27 protein-coding genes are annotated in these 25026 nt (G+C 68.5%); 14 read left to right on the top strand and 13 right to left on the bottom strand.

The window, feature by feature from the left end:
• Window positions 1-199 (top strand): response regulator transcription factor (locus ACFXN1_RS13810; protein WP_379443534.1); only part of this gene is annotated, 199 nt, incomplete at its 5' end.
• Between the two features lie 162 nt (window positions 200-361).
• On the opposite strand, the gene ACFXN1_RS13805 is transcribed toward ACFXN1_RS13810, so the two are convergent.
• On the bottom strand, window positions 362-574 hold the full coding sequence (locus ACFXN1_RS13805) for a hypothetical protein (protein ID WP_379443535.1): 213 nt from the start codon (window positions 572-574) through the stop codon (window positions 362-364).
• A gap of 15 nt (window positions 575-589) precedes the next feature.
• Window positions 590-1066, bottom strand: coding sequence for a hypothetical protein (locus ACFXN1_RS13800; protein WP_379443537.1), 477 nt, complete (start codon window positions 1064-1066; stop codon window positions 590-592).
• Window positions 1067-1442: 376 nt separating this feature from the next.
• On the opposite strand from ACFXN1_RS13800, the gene ACFXN1_RS13795 reads away from it, so the two are divergent.
• Both ACFXN1_RS13795 and ACFXN1_RS13790 read left to right on the top strand, forming a co-directional pair.
• Window positions 1443-2321 (top strand): helix-turn-helix domain-containing protein, encoded by an 879-nt coding sequence (locus ACFXN1_RS13795; RefSeq protein ID WP_379443538.1) that lies wholly within the window; start codon window positions 1443-1445, stop codon window positions 2319-2321.
• Window positions 2318-2530, top strand: coding sequence for a DUF397 domain-containing protein (locus ACFXN1_RS13790; protein WP_379379774.1), 213 nt, complete (start codon window positions 2318-2320; stop codon window positions 2528-2530). Before ACFXN1_RS13795 ends, ACFXN1_RS13790 begins: the two co-directional genes overlap by 4 nt.
• Before the next feature lie 69 nt (window positions 2531-2599).
• Here ACFXN1_RS13790 and ACFXN1_RS13785 read toward each other — a convergent pair whose 3' ends face one another.
• From ACFXN1_RS13785 to ACFXN1_RS13750, 8 genes are all read right to left on the bottom strand, one after another.
• Window positions 2600-2932, bottom strand: coding sequence for a hemophore-related protein (locus tag ACFXN1_RS13785; RefSeq protein WP_379394071.1), 333 nt, complete (start codon window positions 2930-2932; stop codon window positions 2600-2602).
• A 128-nt stretch (window positions 2933-3060) separates the two neighbouring features.
• Complete coding sequence (locus tag ACFXN1_RS13780; RefSeq protein WP_379443539.1) at window positions 3061-4422, bottom strand: sensor histidine kinase; 1362 nt, start codon at window positions 4420-4422, stop codon at window positions 3061-3063.
• Window positions 4419-5090, bottom strand: coding sequence for a response regulator transcription factor (locus ACFXN1_RS13775; protein WP_379379768.1), 672 nt, complete (start codon window positions 5088-5090; stop codon window positions 4419-4421). Before ACFXN1_RS13775 ends, ACFXN1_RS13780 begins: the two co-directional genes overlap by 4 nt.
• Window positions 5091-5149: 59 nt before the next feature.
• Window positions 5150-5626: a CBS domain-containing protein gene (locus ACFXN1_RS13770; protein ID WP_379443541.1), complete on the bottom strand. Its 477-nt coding sequence runs from the start codon at window positions 5624-5626 to the stop codon at window positions 5150-5152.
• Window positions 5623-6333: an ABC transporter permease gene (locus tag ACFXN1_RS13765; RefSeq protein ID WP_379443542.1), complete on the bottom strand. Its 711-nt coding sequence runs from the start codon at window positions 6331-6333 to the stop codon at window positions 5623-5625. The genes ACFXN1_RS13770 and ACFXN1_RS13765 overlap by 4 nt, the downstream gene beginning before the upstream one ends.
• Window positions 6330-6971, bottom strand: coding sequence for an ABC transporter permease (locus ACFXN1_RS13760; RefSeq protein WP_379443544.1), 642 nt, complete (start codon window positions 6969-6971; stop codon window positions 6330-6332). Before ACFXN1_RS13760 ends, ACFXN1_RS13765 begins: the two co-directional genes overlap by 4 nt.
• The gene (locus tag ACFXN1_RS13755; protein ID WP_379443545.1) at window positions 6968-8113 is read right to left on the bottom strand and encodes an ABC transporter ATP-binding protein; all 1146 of its coding nucleotides are present in this window, start codon (window positions 8111-8113) and stop codon (window positions 6968-6970) included. The genes ACFXN1_RS13760 and ACFXN1_RS13755 overlap by 4 nt, the downstream gene beginning before the upstream one ends.
• A gap of 15 nt (window positions 8114-8128) precedes the next feature.
• Window positions 8129-9025 carry an ABC transporter substrate-binding protein gene (locus ACFXN1_RS13750; protein WP_379443569.1) on the bottom strand — a complete coding sequence of 299 codons (897 nt, stop codon included), beginning with the start codon at window positions 9023-9025 and terminating at the stop codon, window positions 8129-8131.
• 357 nt (window positions 9026-9382) lie between these two features.
• Between ACFXN1_RS13750 and ACFXN1_RS13745 the strand changes: the two genes are divergently transcribed.
• From ACFXN1_RS13745 to ACFXN1_RS13735, 3 genes are all read left to right on the top strand, one after another.
• On the top strand, window positions 9383-10357 hold the full coding sequence (locus ACFXN1_RS13745; RefSeq protein ID WP_379443547.1) for a glycine betaine ABC transporter substrate-binding protein: 975 nt from the start codon (window positions 9383-9385) through the stop codon (window positions 10355-10357).
• 176 nt (window positions 10358-10533) lie between these two features.
• A complete protein-coding gene (locus tag ACFXN1_RS13740; protein ID WP_379443548.1) occupies window positions 10534-11196 on the top strand; it encodes a Crp/Fnr family transcriptional regulator in 663 nt (220 codons plus the stop codon).
• Window positions 11197-11313: 117 nt separating this feature from the next.
• Window positions 11314-11481: a hypothetical protein gene (locus tag ACFXN1_RS13735; protein WP_379443549.1), complete on the top strand. Its 168-nt coding sequence runs from the start codon at window positions 11314-11316 to the stop codon at window positions 11479-11481.
• 9 nt (window positions 11482-11490) lie between these two features.
• Here the strand turns inward: ACFXN1_RS13735 and ACFXN1_RS13730 are convergent, their stop codons facing one another.
• Window positions 11491-12117, bottom strand: a complete 627-nt coding sequence (locus ACFXN1_RS13730) for a TetR/AcrR family transcriptional regulator (RefSeq protein ID WP_379394087.1) — start codon at window positions 12115-12117, stop codon at window positions 11491-11493.
• A 114-nt stretch (window positions 12118-12231) separates the two neighbouring features.
• On the opposite strand from ACFXN1_RS13730, the gene ACFXN1_RS13725 reads away from it, so the two are divergent.
• From ACFXN1_RS13725 to ACFXN1_RS13705, 5 genes are all read left to right on the top strand, one after another.
• Complete coding sequence (locus ACFXN1_RS13725; protein WP_379443551.1) at window positions 12232-13752, top strand: flavin-containing monooxygenase; 1521 nt, start codon at window positions 12232-12234, stop codon at window positions 13750-13752.
• A gap of 32 nt (window positions 13753-13784) precedes the next feature.
• A complete protein-coding gene (locus ACFXN1_RS13720) occupies window positions 13785-14615 on the top strand; it encodes an SDR family NAD(P)-dependent oxidoreductase (protein ID WP_379443552.1) in 831 nt (276 codons plus the stop codon).
• Window positions 14616-14643: 28 nt separating this feature from the next.
• On the top strand, window positions 14644-15558 hold the full coding sequence (locus ACFXN1_RS13715; RefSeq protein WP_379443553.1) for an alpha/beta hydrolase: 915 nt from the start codon (window positions 14644-14646) through the stop codon (window positions 15556-15558).
• Window positions 15559-15670: 112 nt separating this feature from the next.
• Window positions 15671-17467, top strand: coding sequence for an AMP-dependent synthetase/ligase (locus ACFXN1_RS13710; protein WP_379443554.1), 1797 nt, complete (start codon window positions 15671-15673; stop codon window positions 17465-17467).
• A gap of 302 nt (window positions 17468-17769) precedes the next feature.
• Complete coding sequence (locus ACFXN1_RS13705) at window positions 17770-19236, top strand: MFS transporter (protein WP_379443556.1); 1467 nt, start codon at window positions 17770-17772, stop codon at window positions 19234-19236.
• A 75-nt stretch (window positions 19237-19311) separates the two neighbouring features.
• On the opposite strand, the gene ACFXN1_RS13700 is transcribed toward ACFXN1_RS13705, so the two are convergent.
• Window positions 19312-20211: an alpha/beta fold hydrolase gene (locus tag ACFXN1_RS13700; RefSeq protein WP_379443557.1), complete on the bottom strand. Its 900-nt coding sequence runs from the start codon at window positions 20209-20211 to the stop codon at window positions 19312-19314.
• A gap of 88 nt (window positions 20212-20299) precedes the next feature.
• Between ACFXN1_RS13700 and ACFXN1_RS13695 the strand changes: the two genes are divergently transcribed.
• Window positions 20300-20860 (top strand): CGNR zinc finger domain-containing protein, encoded by a 561-nt coding sequence (locus ACFXN1_RS13695; protein ID WP_379443558.1) that lies wholly within the window; start codon window positions 20300-20302, stop codon window positions 20858-20860.
• A gap of 112 nt (window positions 20861-20972) precedes the next feature.
• On the opposite strand, the gene ACFXN1_RS13690 is transcribed toward ACFXN1_RS13695, so the two are convergent.
• Window positions 20973-21866, bottom strand: coding sequence for a LysR family transcriptional regulator (locus ACFXN1_RS13690; protein ID WP_379443560.1), 894 nt, complete (start codon window positions 21864-21866; stop codon window positions 20973-20975).
• 77 nt (window positions 21867-21943) lie between these two features.
• Here ACFXN1_RS13690 and ACFXN1_RS13685 point away from each other — a divergent pair, with 77 nt between their 5' ends.
• Both ACFXN1_RS13685 and ACFXN1_RS13680 read left to right on the top strand, forming a co-directional pair.
• On the top strand, window positions 21944-23350 hold the full coding sequence (locus ACFXN1_RS13685; RefSeq protein WP_379443561.1) for an MFS transporter: 1407 nt from the start codon (window positions 21944-21946) through the stop codon (window positions 23348-23350).
• A gap of 47 nt (window positions 23351-23397) precedes the next feature.
• Complete coding sequence (locus ACFXN1_RS13680) at window positions 23398-24972, top strand: molybdopterin-dependent oxidoreductase (RefSeq protein WP_379443563.1); 1575 nt, start codon at window positions 23398-23400, stop codon at window positions 24970-24972.
• Window positions 24973-25026 lie beyond the last annotated feature (54 nt).

Genomic DNA, 25026 nt, shown 5'->3' with positions numbered 1-25026 from the left:
GACGACATTGACCAAACGTGAACGCCAAGTGGCGGACCTGGTCGCCGACGGGCTCACCAACAAGCAGATAGCATCCCGGCTGGTGATCTCCCAGCGCACCGCAGATGCCCACGTCGAGCACATCCTGACCAAGCTCGGGTTCACCTCTCGCGCTCAGATCGCGGCGTGGATCGTGGACGCGGCCCGGCGCGAGAGCTGATCTGCCCGCTGCTGAGGGCGCACCGGGTTCAACAGATGGGTGCGAGGGCGCCGAGTCGGAGCGGTGGCTCATGCACCAGCCTTTGGAGTGCATGAATTGCGTTTGCCGACAACGTAAATCGCAGTAGATAGAAAGGTTCTGGGGTGGCGGGCGGCCGGGTTGTCATGGTGTGGTCGTGAGCTGGGTCGCCAATCGGGCGGCCTCGCGTCTCGCGGCCGCGGCCACGCGTTTTTCGCCTTCGATGCGGGCTCGGATTGCGGCGACCGAGCGGTGGTCGGGGATGCGTGGGCTGGGGAGGTATCGTCGGCCGGTCTGCGCGAGATGCCATGCGAGGAACATGAAAGTAGTTGCGGTGGTGATGATTTCGGTGACCATGATGTCCTCTCCTGGCTAGGCGGGGTAGGTGCGGGGAATGTCGCGGAGCACGATGCGGATCGCTCGTAGGACCGCCGTGATGGGCTGGAGCCTCTCCGACTGCGGGTATCTGAACCAGTGGGGCTCGGGTCCGCTGGGCGGGAGCGTGGAGGGGAGGGTGATTTGCCTTCCCGGCGGCAGGAACTCGCACTGCGCGCGACGGCGGAGATCGGCGGCGCAGCCGGTCATGTCGAGCGGGCTCGGGGCGGCCAGCAGGATCAAGCCGCCGCTGCCGGTTCCCTCGTCCAGGATCGGCGTGACCTTCTTGCTCCAGAACAGTTCATCGTCGATCAGCGCCGCAAGGCCGCTCGGCGCATTGATCGCGCTGACATCGCTGGTGGACAGCGTGATTCGGGTGCCCGATACCCGACAGGGCAGACCGTAGAGCTCCCGGTACAGCCACACCTGCCGTTCGACCGGACTCTCACCGGTCATGCCTGCGCATGTGGGCATCGGCTCGCACCTTCCTCGAGATACTTGCGGGCACTCTCCGAGCGCGGGCACGGCGGTTCGCAGGTGGCGTGGATTACCAGAATCCCTTCGGCGCGTTGGCGACTGACCGGCCAGATGCGGTCGTTGTGACAACCGTCGGCGACCCATCCTCCGACCGTTTGCGGGTAGGTGACCATCTGAAGTCCTCTCGGCGGCGTCGTGGTCTGCCTCGAAGCTCACTCCTGTTCCGGCGGCATGAAAACTGAAAACTGGAAATCCAGATCGAGTTTCCTGTTTCCCCAGCGCGCGTCCCGAAGTCGGTGGGACGATTTTCTCGATCCTGAAATCAAGGCCCGCGAAATCTGGGAACTGCGACGGCATCAGAACGGGAAAACCCATGCCCGAGAACACGAGTACCCTCACGCGCCGCCAGTTGGGGCGGTACCTGCGCGAAGCGCGGGAGTCGGCGAAGTTGACTCTGAGTCAGGCGGCGAAGGTCATGGAGTGGGGCACAAGCACTCTCCAGCGGATCGAGGTCGGCGAAACGGCCAAGATTCGCATACACGACCTAGACAAGCTGATCAGTCTGTACGAGGTCGACGACCACTGGGCGGTCACCCTGCGTGCCATGGCACAGCAGGCGGCGGTCAAGAGCTGGTATCACGAGTTCGGTTCGGTTATCCCCGAAGACTTCCGGCTGTATGTCGACATGGAATACAACGCCCGGATAGTGACGTCGTTCCAGCCGGATCTGGTACCTGGCCTGCTCCAGACTCGTCCCTATGCGCGGGTCCTGACCAGCGACGCCTATCCCGATGACGACGAAGCCAAGCTCGGCGGCAGACTCGAGTTGAAGGCCCGGCGACAACGCGCGATCACCCGTGATGTCAACCCGATCCAGTTCAACGTCATCCTCGGAGAAACTGTGTTGCGCAGAGTCATCGGAGGGCCGAAGGTAATGGCAAACCAGCTCGAGTACCTCGCCACAGCCAGCACCCGGCCCAACGTCTCCCTCCGGGTCCTTCCGTTCTCCGCGGGAATGCCGACGGGTCGTCAGACCGGTCCATTCGTGATCCTCGAGGCGAAGCTCGACAGCCGAGGCGATCCGGCCGAGCCGCCGACCGTGTACGGAGAGGGGTTCTCGACGGACATGTACACGGAGAAGTCGGACATCGTTGAAAGCTACGCATCCGCCTTCAGGATTCTCCAGCGAGCAGCGTTGGACGAGATGAGCAGCAGGCAACTGGTGCGCAATGCAGTAAGGGAGTTTTTGTGAACGACGAACTACGCGAAGCACTTTGGTTCAAGAGCAGTAAGAGCGGCGGCGGCAAGGAGTGTGTTGAGGCCGCGTTCCTGGTCGGGGGCCGGGTCGGTGTCCGTGACTCCAAGAATCCCGCCGGGCCGGCGCATGTCTTCACCGCCGGTCAGTGGGATGCGTTCGTGGGCGCGGTCATGGCGGGGAAGTTCGACCTGTCCCGCGTTTGATCGATCGAAAGCGCGCCGAAATGCGCACGGGGCCCGGTCATTTCGACCGGGCCCGTACGTGGTGACCGCTTACTGGTGGCGTCCGCAGGCCTTGTGATAGTCGATCACGGCCTGGCGGGCGGCCTTCAGGTCCTGCGCCTCCTGCGGGTTGGCCTGCCGCCACGCCTGCCGTTCGGCGCGGCGCTGGTCCTTGGGCAGGGTCTTCACCTTGGCGATCTCGGCGGCCACATCCGGGTGCTGCGCCAGGTAGGCGGCCACCTTGGGGGCGGCGTCCGCGCGGGCCGCGGCGGCGGCCTGCGGGCTGCACTGCGGCGTGTCGGCGGAGGCGGTGCCCGGCACGGCCAGGGCGATGGCGGCCGCTCCGGCGGCGCCGACCAGGGCCGCGGCAAGGGTGCGTTTCATTCTCACTCCAGGTTCGTGGGTTGTGGTCCCCACCGAATCTGCCCGCGAAAGCTGAAGGCGGCCTGAATCGGCCGGCCATCTTCAGGTGATCTTCAGCCACACGCTGGCAACCTCGGCAACCCCGGTGATCACGGGCGAGCCGGCGGTGCGCTGCGGGGCAGGCGGAGGACGAAGACGGCTCCGGTCGTGCCGGGGGCGGGGCCGGCACAGGTCAGGTCGCCGCCGTGCGCCCGGGCCAGGCCGCGCGCGATGGCCAGGCCCAGACCCGAACCGTCCGGGCGATGGTGGCGGGCATGGTCGAGACGGACCAGGCGGTCGAAGATACGCTCGCGATCCCCGGCCGGAATGCCGGGGCCGCTGTCGGAGACGACGACGTCGATGGCATCGGCATGCGCGCGCAGCTCGACGGTGACGCTGCCGTCGTCCTTCATGGCCTGGCAGGCGTTGCTGCACAGGTTGGTCAGGATCTGGGTGATGCGCTCGGGATCGGCGGGCACGGTGGCCGCCTCGCCGGTGAGCCGGAATTCGGTGTGCGGGTGCAGCATTCGCATACGGTCGAGATGCGTGGCGGTCAGCTCGTACAGGTCCACCGGTTCGAGCCGGAGCTGCAGGCCGGCGTCGATGCGGGCCAGGTCCAGCAGGTCGTCGACCAGGCGGCCCGCGCGCTGGGTCTCACGAACGAGGAGCAGCAGCATGCGCTGGCGGTCCTCGGGATCGGTGTCCGCGGGCTGCTGGAACACCGCCTCGGCCAGCGAGCGCACGCCGGTGATGGGGGTGCGCAGTTCGTGGGCGGCGTCGCCGACGAACACCCGGATGCGCTGCTCGGAGGCGCGGGCGCGGGCCTCGGCGGCGGCGGTGTCGCGCAGCGCGCCCTCCAGGGCATCCAGCATCTCGTCGAAAGCGGCTGCGGTGCGGCCCAATTCGGTATCGGTGCGGGATGGTTCGAGGCGGCGGCCGAGGTGGCCGTGCGCGATATCGCGGGCCAGCCGGGTCATGGCGTCCAGGGGCGCGAGCGCACGGCGCACCCCGAGCCAGAGCCCGAGCGAGATCACCGCGATGGCACCGGTGGTGGCCAGGGCCAGCAGCAGTCCCAGCCGCGACTGCACCCGGGCGATCAGCGGCGTGTCCACCTGCAGGGTGAGCCGGCCGTCGTTGAGCGTCCCGGGCCCGGTGAGTTTGATGAGGCGGGTCTTGGTGGTGCTGTCCTCCGCCAGCCGGTGGTCGAGGCTGCCGAAGGTGCGTCCGTCGGGCAGCACCAGCCGGACCCGCACCGAATGCGTGTCCACCCGGGTGATCAGATCCTCCGGCGAAACCCCTTCCTGCGCGAGCTGTCTGGCCAGCTGGGCGCGGTCGGTGAGCACGGTGTTCTCGCTGCGGGTCACCACCACCCCGAACAGCGCGTGCACGCTCAGCGCGACCAGCACCAGGACGATGCCGGAAACCAGTGCGGCCGTGAGGGTTACGCGGCCGCGCAGCGAGACCGTTCTCACCGCGGCACCCGCAGCGTGTAGCCGAGGCCGCGCACGGTGTGCACCACCCGCTCACCGTGTTCCTCGAGTTTGCGGCGCAGCGCGCTAACGTGCACCTCGACCAGGTTGGGGTCGTAGTCCTCGTATCCCCAGACGGCCGTGAGGATCTGGGTCTTGGTGAGCACCCGGTCCCGCTGCGCGGCCAGGTAGGCCAGCAGCTTGAATTCGGTGGCGGTCAGGGTGAGCTCGTGCCCGGCCCGCCGCGCGCCACCGGCGTCCACGTCCACCTCGAGGTCGCCGATCATGATGCGGCTCTGGAGTTTTCCCATCCGCCGCAGCAGCGCGTCCACCCGCGCCACCAGTTCGACGAGGTCGAAGGGTTTCACCACGTAGTCGTCGGAGCCGGCGCGCAGTCCGCGCACCCGGTCCTCGACGCCGTCGCGGGCGGTGAGCATGACCACGCCGGCCGCCGAGCGGGCCCGCACCGATTCCAGCAGGGCGAAGCCGTCGCGGCCGGGCAGCATCACATCGAGGACCACGACATCGGGCCGGAACTGGGCCAGGTCCTGTTCCAGCAGGCCGCCGTCCGCACGCGTGAGCACCTCGTGCCCGGCGGCGGACAGTCCGGCTCCTACCGCGGCCCGAATGGCCTCGGCATCTTCGATGACAAGAATGCGTCCCGGTTGCACCCGGCAATTCTCAGGCCTGCGCCTGTGAATCCGCTGCGAACCGGGACGCCTCCCGGGCTTTAGTGCGGGACCGCGACGGCGGTAATGAATTCCGCCAGCTTCCTGTCGTCGATGTTCTTGGCAAGGTCGGATTCACAGATCATGCCGGCCAGTTGGTTGCCCTTGCGCATATCGAGAACTGGCATGCGCTTGATCTGGTTCCGTTCCATGACGTCGAGGACGGTACTCATATCCGTGTCGACATCGACCGACCACACGCGGCCCTGAGCCAGATCACCGGCCCGGACCCGGCTGGGGTCGTGTCCCATGGCGACGCAGTGCACGACGATGTCACGGTCGGTGAGCATGCCGATCAGCGTGTCGCCCTCACAGATGGGGAGCGCGCCGACGTCCATGTTGCGCATCAGCTGAGCGGCGCGATCAAGGGTTTCATCAGCGGGGATGCATTCCGCACTCCGGTGCATGATGTCGCGAGCCTTCACTGCAACCTCCTGTCTCGGGATGGGTGTGCCAGGAGACATCGTGACCCCGATCACACCCGAAGGTCAATGCGCACGTTTCGGAAGCGACCCGTGAGCCGGCGCAACCGGCCGGTTCCCGGCACGCTCAGCCACACCACGAACGCCAGCAGACCGTCCAGAATCAGTGCCAGCGCGGCCACCAGGATCGCGCCCACGAGCACCTTGTCGTAGCGGTAGAGGCTGATGCCGTCGAAGATGTAGCGGCCCAGCCCGCCCAGGTTCACGTACGCGGCGATGGTCGCGGTCGCCACCACCTGCAGGGTGGCCGCGCGCAAGCCGCTGAGCAGCACCGGCATGGCATTGGGCAGCTCGACCCGCAACAGCACCCGGGGTTCGCTCATGCCCACGGCCCGCGAGGCGTCGACCACGATCGGGTCCACATTCGCGATGCCCGCGTACGCGCCCGCCAGCAGTGGCGGAATACCGACGGTGAGCAGCGCCAGCAGCGGCGGGGTCAGGCCCAGACCCATGAGCAACACCACGAAGGTCAGCACGCCCAGGGTCGGCAGCGCGCGCATGGAGTTGGCGAAGCCGACGATGACGGCCGACCCGCGGCGGGTGTGCCCGATCAGCAGGCCGATCGGCACCGCGATCACCGCCGACAGGCCCACGGCCAGCAGGCTGTACCAGAGGTGTTCGAGAATGCGGCGTCCGATGCCGGCCGGGCCGGACCAGTTCGCGCCATCGGTGAGGAAGTGCCAGGCATCCAGGAAGAGGCTCATGCCGCACGCCCTTGCAGCCACGGCGTCGCCACCCGGCCGAGCAGATACAGCAGGCGGTCCACGATCAGGGCCAGCACCAGCACCACGATGATGCCCGCGACGATCTCGTCCGGATAGTCGCGCTGATAGCCCTGGGTGAACAGCTTGCCGAGCCCGCCGACTCCGATCAGCGCGCCGACGGTCACCATCGAGATATTGGTGACGGCCACGACCCGCAGGTTGGCCATGAAAACCGGTAGGGCGAGCGGGAAGTCGACGGTGAGCACCCGCCGCCAGCGCGGGTAGCCGATGGCATCGGCGGCGTCGAGGGTGTCGGCGGGCACCGAATCCAGGGCGGTGGGGACCGCCGTGATGAGCAGCGCCACCGAGTAGATGGTCAGCGCGATAACCACATTCAGCGGATCGATGACGCCGAGGCCCAGCAGCGGCGGGAGTATGACGAACAGCGCCAGCGACGGAATCGTGTACGCGACACTGGCGGCCGTGGTGGTGACCCGCCGCAGCCAGCGCGCCCGATGCGCCAGCGCGCCCGCCGGGATCGCGATCACCAGGCCCAGCAGTAGCGGCAGCAGGGCCAGATACAGATGGGTGCGGGCGTATCCGGCGATCTCGTCGAAATTATCGATCAGGTACCTCACCGGGGCTCCTCGAAGAAGACCCGATTGCGTTCGGCCTCCTCGGCGGTGCGCTGCCGGTGCAGCTGCTCCAGCACGTCCCGCGCGTAGATCGCGCCCACCGCCGCCCCGGAATCATCCACCGCCACACCGATTTCCGACGGCGAGGAGATGGCGGAGTCGAGCGCCTGGCGCAGATCGCCGTCCTGCGGGAAGAGCGAGCCGCCCGCGGCCATGCTGTCGGTCAGCGCGTGCCCGGCGCGCACGCCCTCGACGCCGGTGGTGTCGATCCAGCCCATGGGCCGCTTGGCCCGGTCGATGACCAGCCGCCATTCGCCCAGCGCCAGCCGGACGCCGGGCACCTCCTCCGGCGTGACCGTCGAGAGTTCGTGCAGCGGAACGGTATCGGCCGCCCGGAAGGACAGCTCCCGGTAACCGCGGTCGCGGCCCACGAAGCCGGCCACGAAGTCGGTGGCGGGCTGGGCGAGCACGGTCCGCGGCACATCGTGCTGCTGGAGGTAGCCGCCCGGGCCGAAGACGGCGATGTGGTCGCCGAGCTTGATGGCCTCGTCGATGTCATGGGTGACGAAGACGATGGTCTTGTGCAGTTCGGCCTGCAGCCGGAGCATCTCGTTCTGGAGTTCGGTGCGGACCACCGGATCGACGGCGCTGAACGGTTCGTCCATCAGCAGGATCGGCGGGTCCGCGGCCAGCGCCCGGGCCACGCCCACGCGCTGCTGCTGGCCACCCGACAGCTGCGCCGGATAGCGTTGCGCCAGGCCGCGATCCAGCCCGACCCGGTCCATCACCTCGAGCGCCGCCCGGCGGGCCGCGCGACGGGACTGCCCGCGCAGCACCGGCACGGTGGCCACATTGTCGACCACGGTGCGGTGCGGCAGCAGGCCCGCGTTCTGGATCACGTAGCCGATGCCGAGTCGCAGCTCGACCGGATTGCTGCGTGAGATGTCCCGCCCGCCAACGGTGATGGTGCCCTTGGTGGGCCCGATCATGCGGTTGATCATGCGCATGGAGGTGGTCTTGCCGCAGCCGGACGGCCCGACGAACACGGTGAACGACCCGGATTCGATGCGCAGGTCGAGGTCGTGGACGGCGGTGGTGCCGTCCGGATACGTCTTGCTGACGCCGGTGAATTCGATGTCGGACACCGTGTTCGGCCCTCCCTAGACGATCGGCTTGTCGAGCCCCTGCGCGGCCACCCACTGCTTGGCGGCGGCGGCCGGTTCGGTCTTGCTACTGCCGGAGACAGCGGTATTGAGCGAGATGAGTTCGGCGGTGGTCAGTTTCGCGGAGACCGCGTCGAGCACCTTCGTCAGCTTGTCGCTCTTCTTGGCGGTGTTGTAGAGCGGCACCACGTTCTGCGGCGGGAAGTTGTGCTTCGGGTCGGTCAGCGCCACCAGGTTGTTGGCGGCGATGGCGGGGGAGGTGGTGAAGATGTCGGCCGCGGTGACCTGGCCCTCGGTCAGCGCCTTCACGGTGGCGGGGCCGCCGCCGTCGGCGATCGGCACGAAGTTCGCGGCCGCGATGTCCAGGCCGTAGTTCTTCTTCAGGCCGGGCAGGCCGCCGGGGCGCTCGGAGAACTCCGCGGGCGCGGCCAATTTCACCTCGGCCGAGTGCGCCGCCAGGTCGGCGATGCTCTTCAGGTTCCACTTGTCGGCGGTGGCCTTGGTGACCACGACGGCGTCGGAGTCCTCACCGGGCGCGGGGGTGCCGATGGCGAGCTGATCGCCGAGCGCCTTGGCCAGTGCCGCGTTCACCTCGTCGGGGGTGGTGGCGGTGCTCGACTTGTCCAGGTACTGCAGCAGATTGCCGGTGTAGTCCGGGATGAGGGTGATGGCGCACTGCTTCAGCGCGGGGACGTAGGCTTCGCGGCTGCCGATATTGAGTTTGGTGTCGATACCGAAACCGTTGGTGCGCAAGGCTTCCGCGTAGACATCGGCCACCGTCTCGGATTCCGGGAAATTGGCCGAGCCGACAGTCACCTTGTTGGCGTCGCTGCCGCAGTCGCCGCCACCGCCGAGCGGATTGGACTTGGAGCCGCCACAGGCGGACAGCGCCATGGCCGCGGCCAGCGCCACCGACGCGGCCAGAATTCGGAGTACGGTCCGGGCGGTGCGCCTGCCGTCGGCGCGGGTGGTGATGAGCGAGTGCACTGTCGTCCTTCCGAGCGGGGTGCCTGCGCGGGCGGGGCGGATTCCACCCCTGAAACAGACTCAACTGTCCATATTGCCCGGCTGTTCCTGCGAACGTTGCCTACCTGTGGTCGGTTTCGTGCATTTGGCGGATACGGTCGAGCCATCCTGCCGGGTCGTTTCCAGCGGCGGAACCTCTCGGCTCGAGCTGCGCGGAACCCCGCGGTGCGCTCATGCGCGGGTCGGTTTCGCACGGGGGAGGGGTGGGGCGGCAGACTGTTGCGCGTGTCCGGCACAGACTCCTCCGCACCGCGCGCCCTCGGCCGTCGCGCCCGCTCGCTCCGCCTCGCGCGGCGGCCCCGCCTCGGGTCGGCGCTGCTGGTCGTCGCGGTCGCCGCGGCGGCGGTGGCCTGCGGCAGCTCGGGCACCGGACCGGTATTGACGGTGGGAGCGGGGAATTCGGCGGAATCGATGATGATCGCCGAGATCTACGCGGGTGCGCTGGCCCGCACCGGACTGCGCACCCGGGTCGAGGATCGGATCGGACAGCGCACGGATCTGCTCGCGGCCCTCGACGCCGACCGGATCGCGCTGTTCGGCGATGTCAGCGGAGATCTGCTGACCGCCCTGAACTCCACCGCGACCGCCACCAAACCGGACGAGGTGAATGCGGCTCTGTCCAAGGCGCTTCCGGAGGGCGTCGTCGACTCCGATGCCGCCGACGGCACCGACCTGCGCCCGACCGTGGTCGCCGCCGCCGCCCGCCCCGACGGCCTGCCGTCCTCGCTGAAGGACCTGGGCGCGCGCTGCGCCGAGCTCACCATCGGCATCGACACCGGCGCGCCGCTGGACGCCCTGCGCGCCCCGCTCGACACGCAACGCGATGTCCTGGACCCGCTGCGCACCGTCTATCACTGCGCGATCACCCACCCGGTCACCTTCGACACCGACACCGACCTGCGAAAAGCCCTCTCCGACGGGGAAATCCAGCTGGCCGTCCTGCCCGGCCCGCCCGCCTTCCTCCCCGACGGCGGCGCCGACCTCGCCCCACTCGCCGACCCCGACTACGCGTTCCGCGCCGCCATGGTCCTCCCGGTCATCCGCAAATCCGCCCTGACCGACCAGCAACTCCGCAAACTCAACTATGTTGCCGGCGAACTCACCACCACCGACCTGGCCGACATGATCCACCAGGTCCGCGACCAGGGTGCCGTCCCCGCCGCCGTCGCCCGGGTCTGGCTCGACGCGCACGCTCTGTGACCCCCGTCCGGTCGTGAATCCGTAACACCTCGGCGTCCCCTGCGTCGCAACCGGTTTCGCTCGCCTACCGTGGATGGATCGGGGCAGCTTCCCACGGCGGTACGGAACCGGATACGACTGTGAACCCACCAGGCGGCGGGCATCTGGGCGATTGGCCCTGGCCTACGGGGACTTTCATGGAACGGCTGTGTGCGCGCAGCCGCCAGGACCTGCTCCAGCTCGGCGTGCAGACCTACTGCCCGCCGGGCACCGTGCTCATGCGCCAGGGCGAACCCGGCACCACGGTGTACCTGCTGCGCTCGCGGGATCGCACGCTGTCGGCGTGCGTGAAGATCACCGCGGCCGACGGCAAGCTCTTCGCGATCCGGGTCAGCGGCGACGTGATCGGCGAACTGGGTGCGCTGGTACCGGATTCGCCACGGTCCAATACCGCGACGGTGTGCACCGCCACCATCGCGCACCGCATTCCGGGACCGGTGTTCATGGCGTTCCTGGAATCCCATCCGGACGGTTCGCTGGTGCTGTGCCGCTCGCTGGCGGATCGGCTGGCCTGGTCCGATCAGCGGCGCCTGGACTTCGGCGGCTGCCACGTGCACATCCGGCTCGCCCGCCTGCTGGTCGAATTCGTCGAATCCTGCGGGCGGCCTGCGGAAGCGGGGTGGGAGATCACCGTGCGACTGTCCTACGAGGAGCTCGGCAATCTCGTCGGCGCGGGTGTGGACGCGGTGGGGCTGGCCATGCGCGAGATGCGGGAGGCCGACCTGGTGCGCCTGAACAACCGGCACGTCCACGTCCGGGACCTCGAAAAACTGCGTCGATTCGCGGAATTGGATGAATGATTCCCGAAATCCTTCTGAGAGACCTGATTTTTCAGGCGTTCTTACACCCGCACCGTGTCACCCTCGAGGAGTCTCCCCATCATGGATCTGGGGCAAAACCCTCGGGAGGTGTGACCGATGTCGGCACCCGAAATACCGTCCGGATGTTCAGCGGTCGACGAGCTCTATCGCGCACTGACCATTGTCCACAGCTCGCTGGCGGCCGCGCTCATCGTCGCCGCCGTGACGGGGCGGTGGCCGGACCGGGACGAGCCGGCCATCGCGTTCGCGGTCAGAGTCCGTTAGGTTCCCGCGTCACTGCCGCAGGGCCGCAGCGAGATCCGCGTTGAGGGCCAGGGCCGGGAGGGAGGCGACGAGCATGTCGACCAGGGACTCCCGGGTGATGGGTTCCTCGCGGAGCCAGGTCAGGGTGGTTTCCTCGACGAAGGCGATCCAGCCGCGGACGGCCAGGCCCAGGCGTGGGCGGTCGGGGTCGTCGGCGGGGATGGGGGCCTCGGCGATGATGCGGTCCACCAGGGCCATGCGGGTGGCGTCGACCAGGGCGACCAGTTCGGGGCTGGCGCTGGCCGGGCCGCGGAGCAGGGCCAGGTAGGACGTGCGGTTCTCGGTGACGTAGTCGATGTAGCGCTCGACCGAGTCACGGAGCATGTCGAACAGCGCCAGCGTCGGGTCGGGCGAGGTGCGTTCCAGCAGTTCGGCATTGGCGTGCTGGATGATCGCCAGGTGGAAATCCTGCTTGGTGGGGAAGTAGTGGAACAGTAGGCCGCGCGAGATGCCGGCCTGCTCGGCGATCTCGCCGATGGAGATGTCGTCCAGGGCACGCTCACCCAGCATGCGGGCGCCGAGTGTGATCAACTGCTCGCGACGTTCGCCGGGGCTCAGGCGCACGCGTTTGCCCCGGCTGTCCGGTCTGCTGCTCACGGCGCGCTCCTTGGTCATCGGTCCAACGTCAGGCCATCTTGTCATGTCTCAGGTCTTACTGAACGTGAGTCAATACTGTTGACTCCTGCTCAATAAGACCCTACGCTCGGATACATGAGTCGCAAGGTTACAGACAAAGCTGTCGGCAACCGGCCGGTCCGGCACTCCCGCGTGATCATCGTCGGCAGCGGGTTCTCGGGCCTGGGCCTGGCCATCCGGCTGAGCCAGCAGGGGCGCACCGATTACCTCGTGCTGGAGCGTGGCAGCGATGTCGGCGGCACCTGGCGCGACAACACCTACCCGGGCGCGGCCTGCGACGTGCCCTCCCAGCTGTACTCCTACTCGTTCGCGCTCAACCCGGAGTGGTCGCGCTCGTTCTCCAAGCAGCCGGAGATCCAGCGCTACATCCAGGGCGTCGCCGACAAGTACGGCGTGCGCGACCGGCACATCTTCGACTGCGAGATGACCGGCGCCCGGTGGAACGCCGAAGACGCCCGCTGGGAGATCCAGACCAGCCAGGGCCCCTTCACCGCCGACATCCTGGTCTCCGCCGTCGGCGCGCTCTGCGAGCCCAACCTGCCGGATATCAAGGGCATCAACGACTTCCAGGGCGAGATCTTCCACTCCGCCCGCTGGAACCACGACTCCGATCTGACCGGCAAGCGCGTCGCCGTCATCGGCACCGGCGCCTCCGCCATCCAGATCGTCCCCAGCATCGCCGGCCAGGTCGCGCACCTGGACGTGTACCAGCGCACCGCGCCCTGGCTGCTGCCCCGCGTGGACCGCGAGTACCTGGCCCCGGAGAAGTTCGCGCTCAAGCACATTCCCGCGCTGCGCAGCCTCTACCGCGCCGGGATCTACGCCTCCCGCGAGACCCAGGTGGTCGGGCTGGCCAAGTTCCCGCCCGCCATGCTCGGCCTCGAGGCCATCGCCCGCGCCAAGCTGTTCGCCGAGGTGCGCGATCCGGAGCTGCGCCGCAAGGTCACCCCGAACTTCCGCATCGGCTGCAAGCGCATGCTGATCTCCAACGAGTACTACCCGGCGCTGAGCCGCGACAACGTCGGCGTGGTGACCGACGGGATCAAGGAGATCCGCCCGGGCTCCATCGTCACCAAGGACGGCACCGAGCGCGAGGTCGACGCCATCATCGTGGCCACCGGCTTCCATGTCACCGACTCGCCGGTCTACGACACCGTCACCGGCCGCGACGGCCGCACGCTCTCCGAGGTCTTCGACGCCATCGGCCAGCAGGGCTACAAGGGCTCGGCCATCAACAACTACCCCAACATGTTCTTCATGCTGGGCCCGAACGTGGGCCTGGGGCACACCTCGATGGTGTTCATGCTGGAGTCGCAGATCAACTACATCTCCGACGCCATCGCGCAGTTCGACAAGCTACGCCTGCGGACCGTCGAGGTCCGCAGGGACGTGCAGGACGAATACAACGCCGGCCTGCAGCGCAAACTGGAAGGTGCGGTGTGGAGCACCGGCGGCTGCGCCTCCTGGTATCTCGACAAGCACGGCAACAACACCACACTGTGGCCGGATTTCACCTTCCGGTTCCGCACTCTGCTCGAGCACTTCGATGTCTCGGCGTACGACACGACCACCGAGCCTGTCGCACAGGCCGACTAGTCACCCAACCCAGACAACCGAAGGCGGTAACCGTGAGCAATGACGCTTACTTCAAGGACAAGGTCTGCGTGATCACCGGTGCGGGTTCCGGCATCGGCCGCGCCCTGGCGGAGAACCTGGCCCGGCGCGGCGCGCACCTGGCGCTGTCCGACATCGACGCCGAGGGCCTCGCCGAAACCGTGCGACGCTGCGAGAAGTACGGCGTCGAGATCAAATCCGACCCGCTCAACGTCGCCGAGCGCGAGGCCGTGCTCGTCTACGCCGATGAGGTGAAGAAGCACTTCGGCAAGGTCAACCAGATCTACAACAATGCCGGCATCGCCCACCACGGCGATGTGCTCGACACCGCCTTCAAGGACATCGAGCGCATCATGGACGTCGACTTCTGGGGCGTCGTGAACGGCACCAAGGCGTTCCTGCCGTTCCTCATCGAATCCGGCGACGGCCACGTGGTGAACGTGTCCAGCCTCTTCGGCCTGATCGCGGTCCCCGGCCAGAGTGCCTACAACTCGGCCAAATTCGCGGTCCGCGGCTTCACCGAGGCGCTGCGCCAGGAAATGCTCATGAACGGCACCCCGGTCAAGGTGACCTGCGTGCACCCCGGCGGCATCAAGACCGCCGTCGCCCGCAATGCCACCGTCGCCGAGGGCCTCAACCAGAAGAACATGGCCGCCCTCTTCGACAGCAAGCTGGCCCTGCACACCCCGGAAATGGCCGCGCAGACCATTACCGAGGCCGTCCGCAAGGGCCACGGCCGGGTGCTCATCGGCTGGGAGGCCAAGGCCCTCGACCTTTTCGTGCGCACCACCGCCTCGTACTACCAGCGCATCTCCGCCGTGGTGCAGAAGCGCTTCCTGCCGTAAGCCAGAGACGAATAGAGGACGCTCGGTCATGCCCCATGTGACACTGCCGTTGCCCATCGTCCGCGCCGCGTTGAATCCGCTCTTCCGGATCGTGCTCAACCACCGGCTGCCGTTCAGTGTCCAACGGGCGCTGATGGATTGGGGCTCGGTGGCGCAGCGCGCGCCGCGGGGCACCCACGTGGAGCACGTCGAACTCGGTGGCCGCCCGGCCGAACGCGTGACGGTCGGGCCGGTCTCCGACAACGCCACCGTGTTGTACCTGCACGGCGGCGGTTACACCGTCTGCTCGCCGGCCACGCACCGGTCGCTGGCGGCCTATCTGGCGCGGGAAACCGGTTGCGCCGTCCAGGTTCTGGACTACCGGCTGGCTCCCGAGCACCCGTTCCCGGCGGCGCTCGACGATGCCGAGGCGGCCTTCCTGGACCTGGTGGCGGCCGGCTATCGGCCGGAACGCATTGCGGTGGCCGGTGATTCGGCCGGCGGCGGGCTCTCGCTGGCGCTGGCGCTGCGGCTGCGCGACCGGCACCGGCTGGTACCGGCCGCACTCGGCCTGATCGCGCCCTGGGCCGACCCGAACGAGCTACCGGTCCGGAACCGCGATCTGGTCATCAACAAGCTGTGGTCGCGGGCCTGTGCCGCCGCCTATCTGGGTGCGGGCGACGGCACCGACACCGGATACGCGCCGCTGCTCGCCGACCTGTCCGGGCTGCCGCCCACCTATGTCCAGGCCGACGTGGACGAACTGCTGCACGCCCAGTGCACGCGGCTGGTCACGCAACTGCGGGCGGTCGGGGTGCCGGCCGAATTCACCGAGACCCGCGGACTGTGGCACGTCGCCCAGTTGCAGGCGAGTCTCGTGGCCCCCGCCGCGGCCGTGACCGTCGAGCTCGGACAGTTCCTCCGGCACGCCCTTCGACCAGCGCAGAGCCGGTCAATAGGATAGGGAAAAGACATAACGCGGGACCGTCCGACAACCGGTTCGGGCGGTCCGCCGGGAGTTACCTGTGAGCGTGGCGTAGATTACCCGCCAGTAAACCCACTGTGGAAGGGCAGCGATGCGAGAGTTCGAAGTCCCGGCTACCTACACCATTCCGGAGAACGCCAACATGTCGGACGGTGCGTTCCGGCATGCGGAGAAGACCCCCAACCTGGTCGTCTTCAATACCCCGGATGGCAAGGGCGGCTGGAACGACGTCACGGCGGCGACGTTCGCGAAGACCGTGACCGAGGTGGCCAAGGGCCTGGTGGCCTCCGGCGTCGAGCTCGGTGACCGCGTCGCCATCATGGCCCAGACCAGCTACGAGTGGGTCGTGCTCGACTTCGCCATCTGGGCGGCCGGCGGCTGCACCGTCGCCATCTACGACTCCTCCTCCGCCGAGCAGGCGCGCTGGATCCTCGAGGACTCGGCCACCAAGCTCACCGTTGTCCAGAACGACAAGCACCGCGCCACCATCGCGGAAATCGAAGGCGGACTGGGCAATCTGAAGGAAGTCCTGCAGATCGACAAGGGCGCCATCGCCGACCTCGTCGCCCGCGGCACCGACCTCGACGACGCCGTCGTGCACGAGCGCCGAGCCCAGGTGAAGGCCGCCTCCCCGGCGACCCTCATCTACACCTCCGGCACCACCGGCCGGCCCAAGGGCGTCATGCTCTCGCACGCCAACCTGTACGCCGAGTCGGCCGCCGACCGCTCCGCCATGAGCGAGTTCCTGCTGCCAGGCCGCAAGTCGCTGCTGTTCCTGCCGCTGGCCCACGTCTTCGCCCGCGCGGTCGCGCTGGCCGCCTTCGACGCCGGTGTCACCGTGGCCCACACCGCCGACTGGTCCACCCTGGTCGAGCAGTTCGGGCAGTACAAGCCGAACTTCATCCTCTCGGTGCCGCGCGTCTTCGAGAAGGTGTTCAACGGCGCCAAGCAGAAGGCGCACGACGGCGGCAAGGGCAAGATCTTCGACTACGCCACCGAGATCGCCATCCAGTACAGCCAGTCGCTGGAGAACGGCGGCCCGAACATCGTGCTCAAGCTGCAGCACATGGTGTTGGACAAGCTCGTCTTCGCCAAGCTGCGCGAGGCCATGGGCGGTCAGTGCGAGTCCGCCGTCTCCGGCGGCGGCCCGCTGGGCGCGCGCCTGGGCCACTACTTCCGCGGCGCCGGCGTCACCATCTACGAGGGCTACGGCCTCACCGAGTCCACCGCCGCCGTCAGCGTGAACACCCCCAAGTACATCAAGGTCGGTTCGGTCGGCCGCCCGCTGCCCGGCCACGGCGCCAAGGTCGCCGAGGACGGCGAGCTGCTCATCCGCGGTCCGGTCGTGTTCGGCGGCTACTGGAACAACCCCGAGGCCAGCGCCGACGCCTTCGACGCCGACGGCTGGTTCAAGACCGGCGACCTCGGCGCCATCGACGAGCAGGGCTTCGTCTCGATCACCGGCCGTAAGAAGGAAATCCTGGTCACCGCCGGCGGCAAGAACGTCTCCCCGGCCATGCTCGAGGACTCGCTGCGCCAGAACGCGCTGATCAGCCAGGTCATGGTGGTCGGCGATGGCCAGCCCTTCATCGGCGCCCTCGTCACCCTCGACCCGGAAGCCCTGCCGGCGTGGAAGGCGCGCAACGGGATTCCCGCCGACACCCCGATCGAGCACGTCATCGAGAACCCGGCCCTGGTCGGCGAGATCAATGACGCGGTCGCGGCCACCAACAAGCTGGTGTCGCACGCCGAGGCGATCAAGAAGGTCCGCATCCTCCCGGTCGACTGGACCCAGGAGGGCGGCGAGCTCACCCCGAAGCTGTCGCTGAAGCGTGCCGTCGTCATGAAGCAGTACGCGGCCGACGTGGACGCGATCTACAACTCCTGATCGGCTCCGGAGACATCCGGAAAGGCAAGGGGCCCGCGGATTTCCGCGGGCCCCTTGCCTTTCCTGGGTCACGGCCGCGGGTGCACCGGTGAATAACGAATCCTCGTGATGTGGCGGCCCGGTGTTTACCGGAAGCATTGATGCCATGAGCGACAACGGGATCGGCCACACCGCCTCGTGATCCCGGCTCGCGGGTCCGGCGTCCTTCTGCCGGTCCCGGGTCGCGCTAGGGCATATCCTCGAAACTAGTTGCTTAGAAACTAGTGTTGTAGATACTATTGCTCCATCGAAAGGAGCCCGCAATGTCCACCGCCACCGCCCTCACACCGCCCGTCACGGCCGAATCCACACCAGTCGCCACACCCGCCCGCCGGTGGCTGGGGCTGTCCGCGATCATCGGCGCGACGTTGATGAACATGCTCGACACCAATGTCGTGAACGTCGCGCTGCCGATGATCCGGCGCGATCTGGGCGGCAGCTACGCCACGATGCAGTGGATCGCCGCGGCCTACACGCTGGTACTGGCGGTCGGGCTGCTGACCGGTGGACGGCTCGGCGACCTGTTCGGGCGCCGGCGGATGTTCCTCGGCGGCACAGTCGGATTCGTGCTCGCCTCGGTGGCCTGCTCGCTGGCCGCCTCGCCGGAGGCGCTGATCGGTGGGCGGGTCGCGCAGGCCGCGGCGGCCGCGGTGATGGTGCCGCAGTGCCTGGGGATGATCCGGGATCTGTTCCCCGACACCGCGGATCAGCCCCGGGCATGGGCGGCGTTCGGCACCACCCTCGGCGTCGCGAGTATTCTCGGGCCGATCGTCGCCGGGCTGCTCATCAAGGTGGATCTGCTCGGCACCGGCTGGCGGTCGATCTTCTGGATCAATGTGCCGCTCGGGCTCTTCGCCCTGATCGGGGGTATCGCGGCGCTGCCCCGGCGCGGCGGGGACCGCACCGGTGGCCTCGATCTGCTCGGTGTCGTCCTGGCCGGTTCGGGTGTCGGGCTGCTGATCTATCCGCTCATGCAGGGTCGTGAGCACGGCTGGCCGGTCTGGAGCCTGATCATGCCGGTGATCGGTGTCGCGGTGCTCGGGATCTTCGTTGCGCAGCAGCGGTTCCGGACCGCCGCCGGCCGGACCCCGCTGGTGCGGCTGAGTGTGTTCGGGCGCCGGTCCTACAGTGCCGGAGTGCTTTTCGAGACGGTGTTCTTCATCGGCATCATCGGTTTCTCGCTCGGCCTCGGTCTGATGCTGCAGCTCGGCTTCGGTTACACACCGATCGGCGCGAGCATCGCCATGGCGGCCTGGGCCCTCGGCTCCTTCTTCGGTTCCGCCATCGGCGCGGAGGCCCCGAAGCTGGGTCGCAAGGTGCTGCACCTGGGCGTCGGCATCATGACCGCCGGACTGGCCGGCCTGTACGCGGTGCTGCACCTGGTCGGCACCGGCCTGAACGCCTGGGAGCTGGCGGGTCCGCTGCTGGTCGTCGGATTCGGTATGGGCATGGTGTTCGTCCCGATGTTCAGCATCATCGTCGGCGAGATCGAGGACGACGAGGTCGGCTCGGCCTCGGGCCTGCTGGAATCTGTGCAGCAGCTGGCCGGCGCGCTCGGCGTCGCGGTGCTGGGCACCGTGTTCTTCAACCGCTTCACCCACCTCGGCGGCGCCCCGCGCGGCAATGCGCTGATCGGCATGGAGCACGTCACGCTCGTCGGCATCGGGCTCGGCGTCACGGCCTTCTGCCTGGCCTTCCTGCTCCCGCACGCGCCGCGCGAGGCCCACTGATCCACGCCGCCAGCATCATTCGACAGGCCCCGCCCGCGCGGGGCCTGTCGTCGTGGCGGGGCGAGGTTCCTCGCGTCACCGTGCGGGTGTGGGTAGACGGTCGAGGAAATCGGCGATGAGCCCGGCGATTTCGGAGACATGGGTTTCCAGGGCGAAGTGGCCCGTATCGAACAGGTGGAGTTCGGCATCGGGGAGGTCGGCCAGGTAGGCGTGCGCGCCCGGGGCGGGGAAGAAGGGGTCGTTCGCGCCCCACGTGATGAGGGTGGGGGGAGTGTAGGTGCGGAGCCAGGACTGCCATTCGGAGTAGCGGGCCACGTTCGACTTGTAGTCGAAGGCCAGGGCCACCTGGGCTTCCTTGCGACCGGGGAGATCGAGGTAGTGCTGATCCAGGGTCCAGGCGTCGGGGTCGAGCAGGGCCGGGTCGGGGACGCCGGTTTCGTATTGGCCGCGGGTGCCCTCGAGGGTGAGCAGGCCGCGGATGACCTCCTCGTCGCCCTCATGGTCGGGGCGCAGGGCCACGAAACCCTGTGCGGCCTCGGACAAACCGGCTTCGTAGGCATTGCCGTTCTGGACGATGAGACCGGTGATCCAGTCCGGATGCCGGGTGGCCAGGCGCAGGCCGATGGGCGCCCCGAAGTCGAAGATGTACATGGCGAAGCTGGTCAGGCCCAGCCGCTGGACGAAACCCTCGATGATGTCGGCCAGGTGGTCGAAGCTGTAGTCGAAATCCGCGGGGGCGAAGGTGTTTCCGAAACCGGGATAGTCGGGAGCGATGAGGCGGTAGCGGTCGCCCAGGGCGTCGATGAGGCGGCGGAACTGGTGGGACGCGGTGGGAAAACCGTGCAGTAGCAACAGGACCGGGGCGTCCGCGCGGGCGGGCGCCGACTCCCGGTAGAAGACCTCGAAGCCATCGACCTCGAGGCGGCCGTGCCGGACGGTGGAGAGCGGGTGCAGGACCTGGGGGAGTGCGCTCACGGCTTCACATGCTTTCTATCGGCGATGTTGCATTAGTTCTACGCCGATTCCGGCTAATGTGTCAACGGCTCGAGGTAGCATTAGCGACGTGGCTGATCTCGAACCGTTGATCGGTGAACCCCTCGCACTGGACCTGGTGAACACCCGGCCCACAGGTGCCGACCTGCTGGAAACCCCTGAGCGGCTGGCGGATTGGCTGCGCCTGGAGGCCGATCGCCTACCCGAGCCGCCGCCGCAGCGCCTCACCGGGGCCGACCTGGCCGCCGTCCACGCGGTGCGCGACCACACCGCCGCGGCGCTGGACGCGATGCTGCACGCTCGCCGCCCGCCGGCTGCCGCACTGCGCGGCCTCGCCGAGGCGCAATCGGCCGCACCCGCCATTCGCCGCCTGGACTGGAACGGCGATGCCGTCACCGAAACCGTGGCGCGTCTCGGCGATCCGGTCGCCCGGCTGGCCGCGCACCTGGCCGATGCCGCCGCGACCCTGCTCACCGATCCGGCCATCGATCGCCTGCGGCAGTGCGGTGCGGAGGACTGCGTCATGCTCTTCCTGCCCGCGCATCCGCGCCGCCAGTGGTGCTCGCCCGAGCGGTGCGGCAACCGCGTCCGGGTCGCCCGCTACTACCAGCGCCACCGGGCCACCGACTGATTCACCGAATTCCGCGCCGGTTCACGCGAAGTTCCCGGGCGGGGGCCGATGATTTTCGCGTGGCCACTCGTCAATGGCAATGCCGAAGAGGCCATCACCGCGCAGAGGTGATTCACCCCGGCGCGCCAGGTCGGTCCTTCGCGAAGCGGTCGGCCGCGAGTTCGCGAAAACGCCTGGCGGCCAGTGGCAGATAGGCGTCCGTGCGCCAAACGAGGTGCAGGGTGCGGCGGCAGTAGACGTCGTCGAGATGCAGCCAGGCCACCGCCGGGCCGGAGTAGTCGCGCGCCATGGCCGGGAGCAGGCCGATGCCGAAGCCGGTGGCGATCAGGCCGCGAATCGCGGACGGCTCGTCGCCTTCGCAGACGATCGTGGGGCGCAGCCCGGCGCGGGCGAAGACGCGATCCAGCACGGTGCGTTGCCAGTAGTCGGGTGAGGTCGTGATGAAGGGTTCGGTCGCCAGCTCGGCAACGGTGACCCGATCCCGGTCGGCGAGCCGGTGGCCGGGCGAAACGGCCAGCAGCACTTCCTCGTCCAGCAATTCCTGCCCGGCCAGGTCGGGTGCGTCCGGTGTCAGCGACACCACCCCGAGGTCGAGGTCGCCGGCCGCCAGCCGGGCCGACACCTGCGCGGCGGTGCCCGAGAACAGCTGAACGCGCACACCGGGATACGCCTGCAGGAAGTCCGCGATCACATTCTGGACGACGCGCAGATTCTCCGCCCCGATCGTGATCGCACCCCGCTCCAGCCCGGCCAGATCGTCGAGCTCCCGGCGGGCACCGTCGAGTTCGTCCAGGGCGCGATCCACCCGCGCGAGGAAGGCCGCGCCGAAGCGGTTCAGCCGCAACCGCCGTCCCTGCCGGTCGAAAAGCGGTACGCCCAGCTCGTTTTCGAGCCGGGTGATGGTCCGGCTCAGCGAGGGCTGGGCCACCCGGAGTTCCTCCGCCACCCGGGTGACGTTCTCGGTGCGGGCCACCATCCGGAAATAGCGCAGCTGCAGTAGATCCACACTTATAACTCTAGAGGCATTGGCGTATAGCACTTTTGGTCGTGGAAGCTATGACCGGGCAGTCCTACCGTTCGACTATGACCGCACTGCACGTTCCCGCCCGTCCCGAAGCTCCCACGGCCGCAGCCAATCCCTGGATCACGCTGGTGGCCGTCACCGGCGGTCAGTTCCTGGCCGTCCTGTCCACCACCGTCATGAGCGTGGCGCTGCCGACCATCGGCCGTGACCTGCACGCGGACGCCACCGCCACCGAGTGGATCGTCAATGCCTACGTCCTGGTCTACGCCAGCCTGCTGATGCTCAGCGGCGGACTCGGCGACCGGTTCGGCCGCAAGGGCGTCTTCCTCCTGGGCATGCTGACCTTCGCAGTCGGCGCGCTGATCGCGGGCCTGGCACCGAACGTCCCGATGCTGTTGGCGGGCCGCGTGATTCAGGGCGTCGGCCCCGCCCTGCTGGTGCCCACCAGCCTCGCCGTCGTCCGCGCCGCCTTCCCCGACGAACGCGAGCGCGCGGTCGCGATCGGGGCCTGGTCGACCTCGTCCGGCCTGGCGCTGGCAGTGGGGCCGATTCTGGGCGGTGTCGTCGTGACGGGATTGGGCTGGCGCTGGGTGCTGCTGCTGAACGTGCCGCTGGTCGCCGTGTTCGCGACGGTCGCCGCGCTGGTCGTGCCGCGCCTGCCCCGCACACCGGCCACCGGCCGGTTCGACTGGCAGGGCGCGCTCCTGACCACGACGGCCATCGCCGCGCTCTCGTTCGGATTGATCGAGGGCCGCGGTCAGGGCTGGGCCTCCGCGCCGATCCTGGCCGCGTTCGGGCTGGCCGCCGTCGCCGCGGTGGTGTTCGTGCGCTGGGAGCGGCGGCACGCCGATCCGCTGGTGGATCTCACGCTGTTCGGCCACCGCGGATTCGCCGCCGCGAACCTGGCCGGTGCGGTGGCGTTCTTCGCCTTCGTCGGGCTGATCGTGTACCTGAGCGCGTATTTCCAGCAGGTGCAGGGACATTCGGCGGTCCGGGCCGGGCTCGATGTGTGCGCCATCGGCGTCGCGTTCGCGCTGGCGACACCACTGTCCGGACGACTGGTCGGCCGCTTCGGTCCCCGGATTCCCATGGTGACCGGACTGACCCTCGGCGGTCTGGCCGTCGCGGGCCTGCTGACCGTGCAGCGCGACACCGGCATCGGCTCGATCTGGTGGATGCTCGCGGTGGGCGGCTTCGGCATCGGGCTGTGCCTGACCCCGATGACCGCGACCGTACTGGCCGCCGTGCATCCGCACCGCGCGGGCATGGCCTCCTCGGTGCACAATGCGCTGCGGCAGCTGGGCCAGGTGCTCGGGGTCGCAGTGCTGGGCGCGCTGGCCTATTCGGGACCGGCTCTGAGCGTGACCGGCCTGCACCACGCCTTCGCGGTGGCGGGCGGCAGTCTGCTGGTCATGGCCGTGATCGCCGCCGTGGCACTGCGGACCCCGGGCGTCACGCTTCCGTAATCCTTCGAGCCGTTCCATGAGCCGACCCGCGCAGTAGGGTCGGTTTCGTGGCGGATCGCGGATTACGGACGGCCGGCGGAATTGTCGCCGGCGGCGTCACCCTGGGTGTGGCGGAGCTGGTGTCAGTGCTGGTCAGCCCCGACAGCACGCCCTTGCAGGCGGTCGGAGCGTGGATCGTCGACCACACGCCGGACGGGTTCCGGGAGTGGATCATCGGCCTGGTCGGCACCAATGACAAAGTGCTGCTGTTCGTGTGCATGGGTGTGGTCGCGGTGGTGCTGGCCGCAGTCGCCGGGATCGTGGAGCGGGAGCGGCGGCCGCTCGGGTCGATCCTGTTCGCGATGTTCGGGCTGCTGTCCACCATCGCCGCGCTCGGTCGCCCCAATGCGACCTGGACCTGGGCCTTGCCTTCCATTCTCGGCATGGTCGCCGGAATCCTGGTGTTGCGCAGCCTGATCGGCCGGGTCACCCGCTTCGGCGAATTCACCGCGACCGCCGCGGACGCGGAAACCGCCGAGCCGCAGCGGCTTTCGCCCGCCGAGCTGGCGGTGGAGCGGCGGCTGGTGGTGCGCGGAATCGTGATCACGGGCGTGGCCGCGGCGGTCGGCGGCATCGCGGGACGGATCATCGGGCTGCGGTCGCGGGATGTGTCGGCCGAGCGCGCGGATGTGCAACTGCCGACGCCCACCGGCGCGGAGCCGTCGATCGAGCCCGGCGCGGACCTGCAGATTCCGGGCCTGACGCCGTATCTCACCTCGAACGCCGACTTCTATCGCATCGACACCGCTCTCACCGTGCCGCAGGTCAGCAAGGACGACTGGTCACTGCGCATCCACGGCATGGTCGATCGCGAGATCCGTTTGAGCTACGCCGATCTCGCCGCCAAGACCCCCATCGAACGGCTGGTCACGCTGGCCTGCGTGTCCAATCCGGTCGGCGGCGATCTGATCGGCAATGCCCGCTGGCTCGGCTATCGGCTCGACGAGCTGATCACCGCGGCCGGACCGCACCCCGACGCCGACATGGTGCTCTCGCACAGCATCGACGGCTTCACCGCGGGCAGCCCGCTCGCCGTGCTGATGGACGGCCGCGACGCCATGCTCGCCGTCGGCATGAACGGCGAACCGCTGCCCACCGCGCACGGCTATCCCGCGCGGCTGGTGGTGCCCGGGCTGTACGGCTACGTGTCGGCCACCAAGTGGGTGACCGAACTGGAGATCACCAGATTCGATCGCGCCGAGGCGTTCTGGACCAAGCGCGGCTGGTCGGCCAAGGGCCCGATCAAGACCGAATGCCGCATCGACACCCCCCGCGGCCGCGGCACCATCACCCCGGGCAAGGTCACCATCGCGGGCGTGGCGTGGGCGCAGCATCGCGGCATTCGCGGCGTGGAAGTCCGCATCGATCAAGGGGATTGGCGGCCCGCCCGGCTGGCGGTGGCCCCGTCCATCGACACCTGGGTGCAGTGGGCCTACGACTGGGACGCCACCGGCAGCACCGGCGTGCACACGGTATGGGCGCGCGCGACCGACGGCACCGGGGAGACCCAGACCGACAAGGAACAGGACGTCGTCCCCGACGGCGCGACCGGATATCCCTCGCTCACCGTGCGAATCGGCTGAGGGCACAGCGGAATCCAGCGAGCCTGCCGATCCCACCGCACGGACAGCGCTGCC

The sequence above is a fragment of the Nocardia sp. NPDC059154 genome (assembly GCF_042755705.1).
Lineage (GTDB): Bacteria > Actinomycetota > Actinomycetes > Mycobacteriales > Mycobacteriaceae > Nocardia.
Note: the sequence above shows the minus strand (reverse complement) of the source record. Positions and strands in the feature narration are given on the sequence as shown.

Coding starts and splice junctions, on each gene's coding strand:
- ACFXN1_RS13705 (WP_379443556.1), top strand. CDS start 17,770: ATGTCCACCGCCACCGCCCTCACACCGCCCGTCACGGCCGAATCCACA.
- ACFXN1_RS13785 (WP_379394071.1), bottom strand. CDS start 2,932: ATGAAACGCACCCTTGCCGCGGCCCTGGTCGGCGCCGCCGGAGCGGCC.
- ACFXN1_RS13685 (WP_379443561.1), top strand. CDS start 21,944: ATGACCGCACTGCACGTTCCCGCCCGTCCCGAAGCTCCCACGGCCGCA.
- ACFXN1_RS13725 (WP_379443551.1), top strand. CDS start 12,232: ATGAGTCGCAAGGTTACAGACAAAGCTGTCGGCAACCGGCCGGTCCGG.
- ACFXN1_RS13800 (WP_379443537.1), bottom strand. CDS start 1,066: ATGCCCACATGCGCAGGCATGACCGGTGAGAGTCCGGTCGAACGGCAG.
- ACFXN1_RS13735 (WP_379443549.1), top strand. CDS start 11,314: ATGTCGGCACCCGAAATACCGTCCGGATGTTCAGCGGTCGACGAGCTC.
- ACFXN1_RS13795 (WP_379443538.1), top strand. CDS start 1,443: ATGCCCGAGAACACGAGTACCCTCACGCGCCGCCAGTTGGGGCGGTAC.
- ACFXN1_RS13740 (WP_379443548.1), top strand. CDS start 10,534: ATGGAACGGCTGTGTGCGCGCAGCCGCCAGGACCTGCTCCAGCTCGGC.
- ACFXN1_RS13750 (WP_379443569.1), bottom strand. CDS start 9,025: ATGGCGCTGTCCGCCTGTGGCGGCTCCAAGTCCAATCCGCTCGGCGGT.
- ACFXN1_RS13805 (WP_379443535.1), bottom strand. CDS start 574: ATGGTCACCGAAATCATCACCACCGCAACTACTTTCATGTTCCTCGCA.
- ACFXN1_RS13765 (WP_379443542.1), bottom strand. CDS start 6,333: ATGAGCCTCTTCCTGGATGCCTGGCACTTCCTCACCGATGGCGCGAAC.
- ACFXN1_RS13715 (WP_379443553.1), top strand. CDS start 14,644: ATGCCCCATGTGACACTGCCGTTGCCCATCGTCCGCGCCGCGTTGAAT.
- ACFXN1_RS13710 (WP_379443554.1), top strand. CDS start 15,671: ATGCGAGAGTTCGAAGTCCCGGCTACCTACACCATTCCGGAGAACGCC.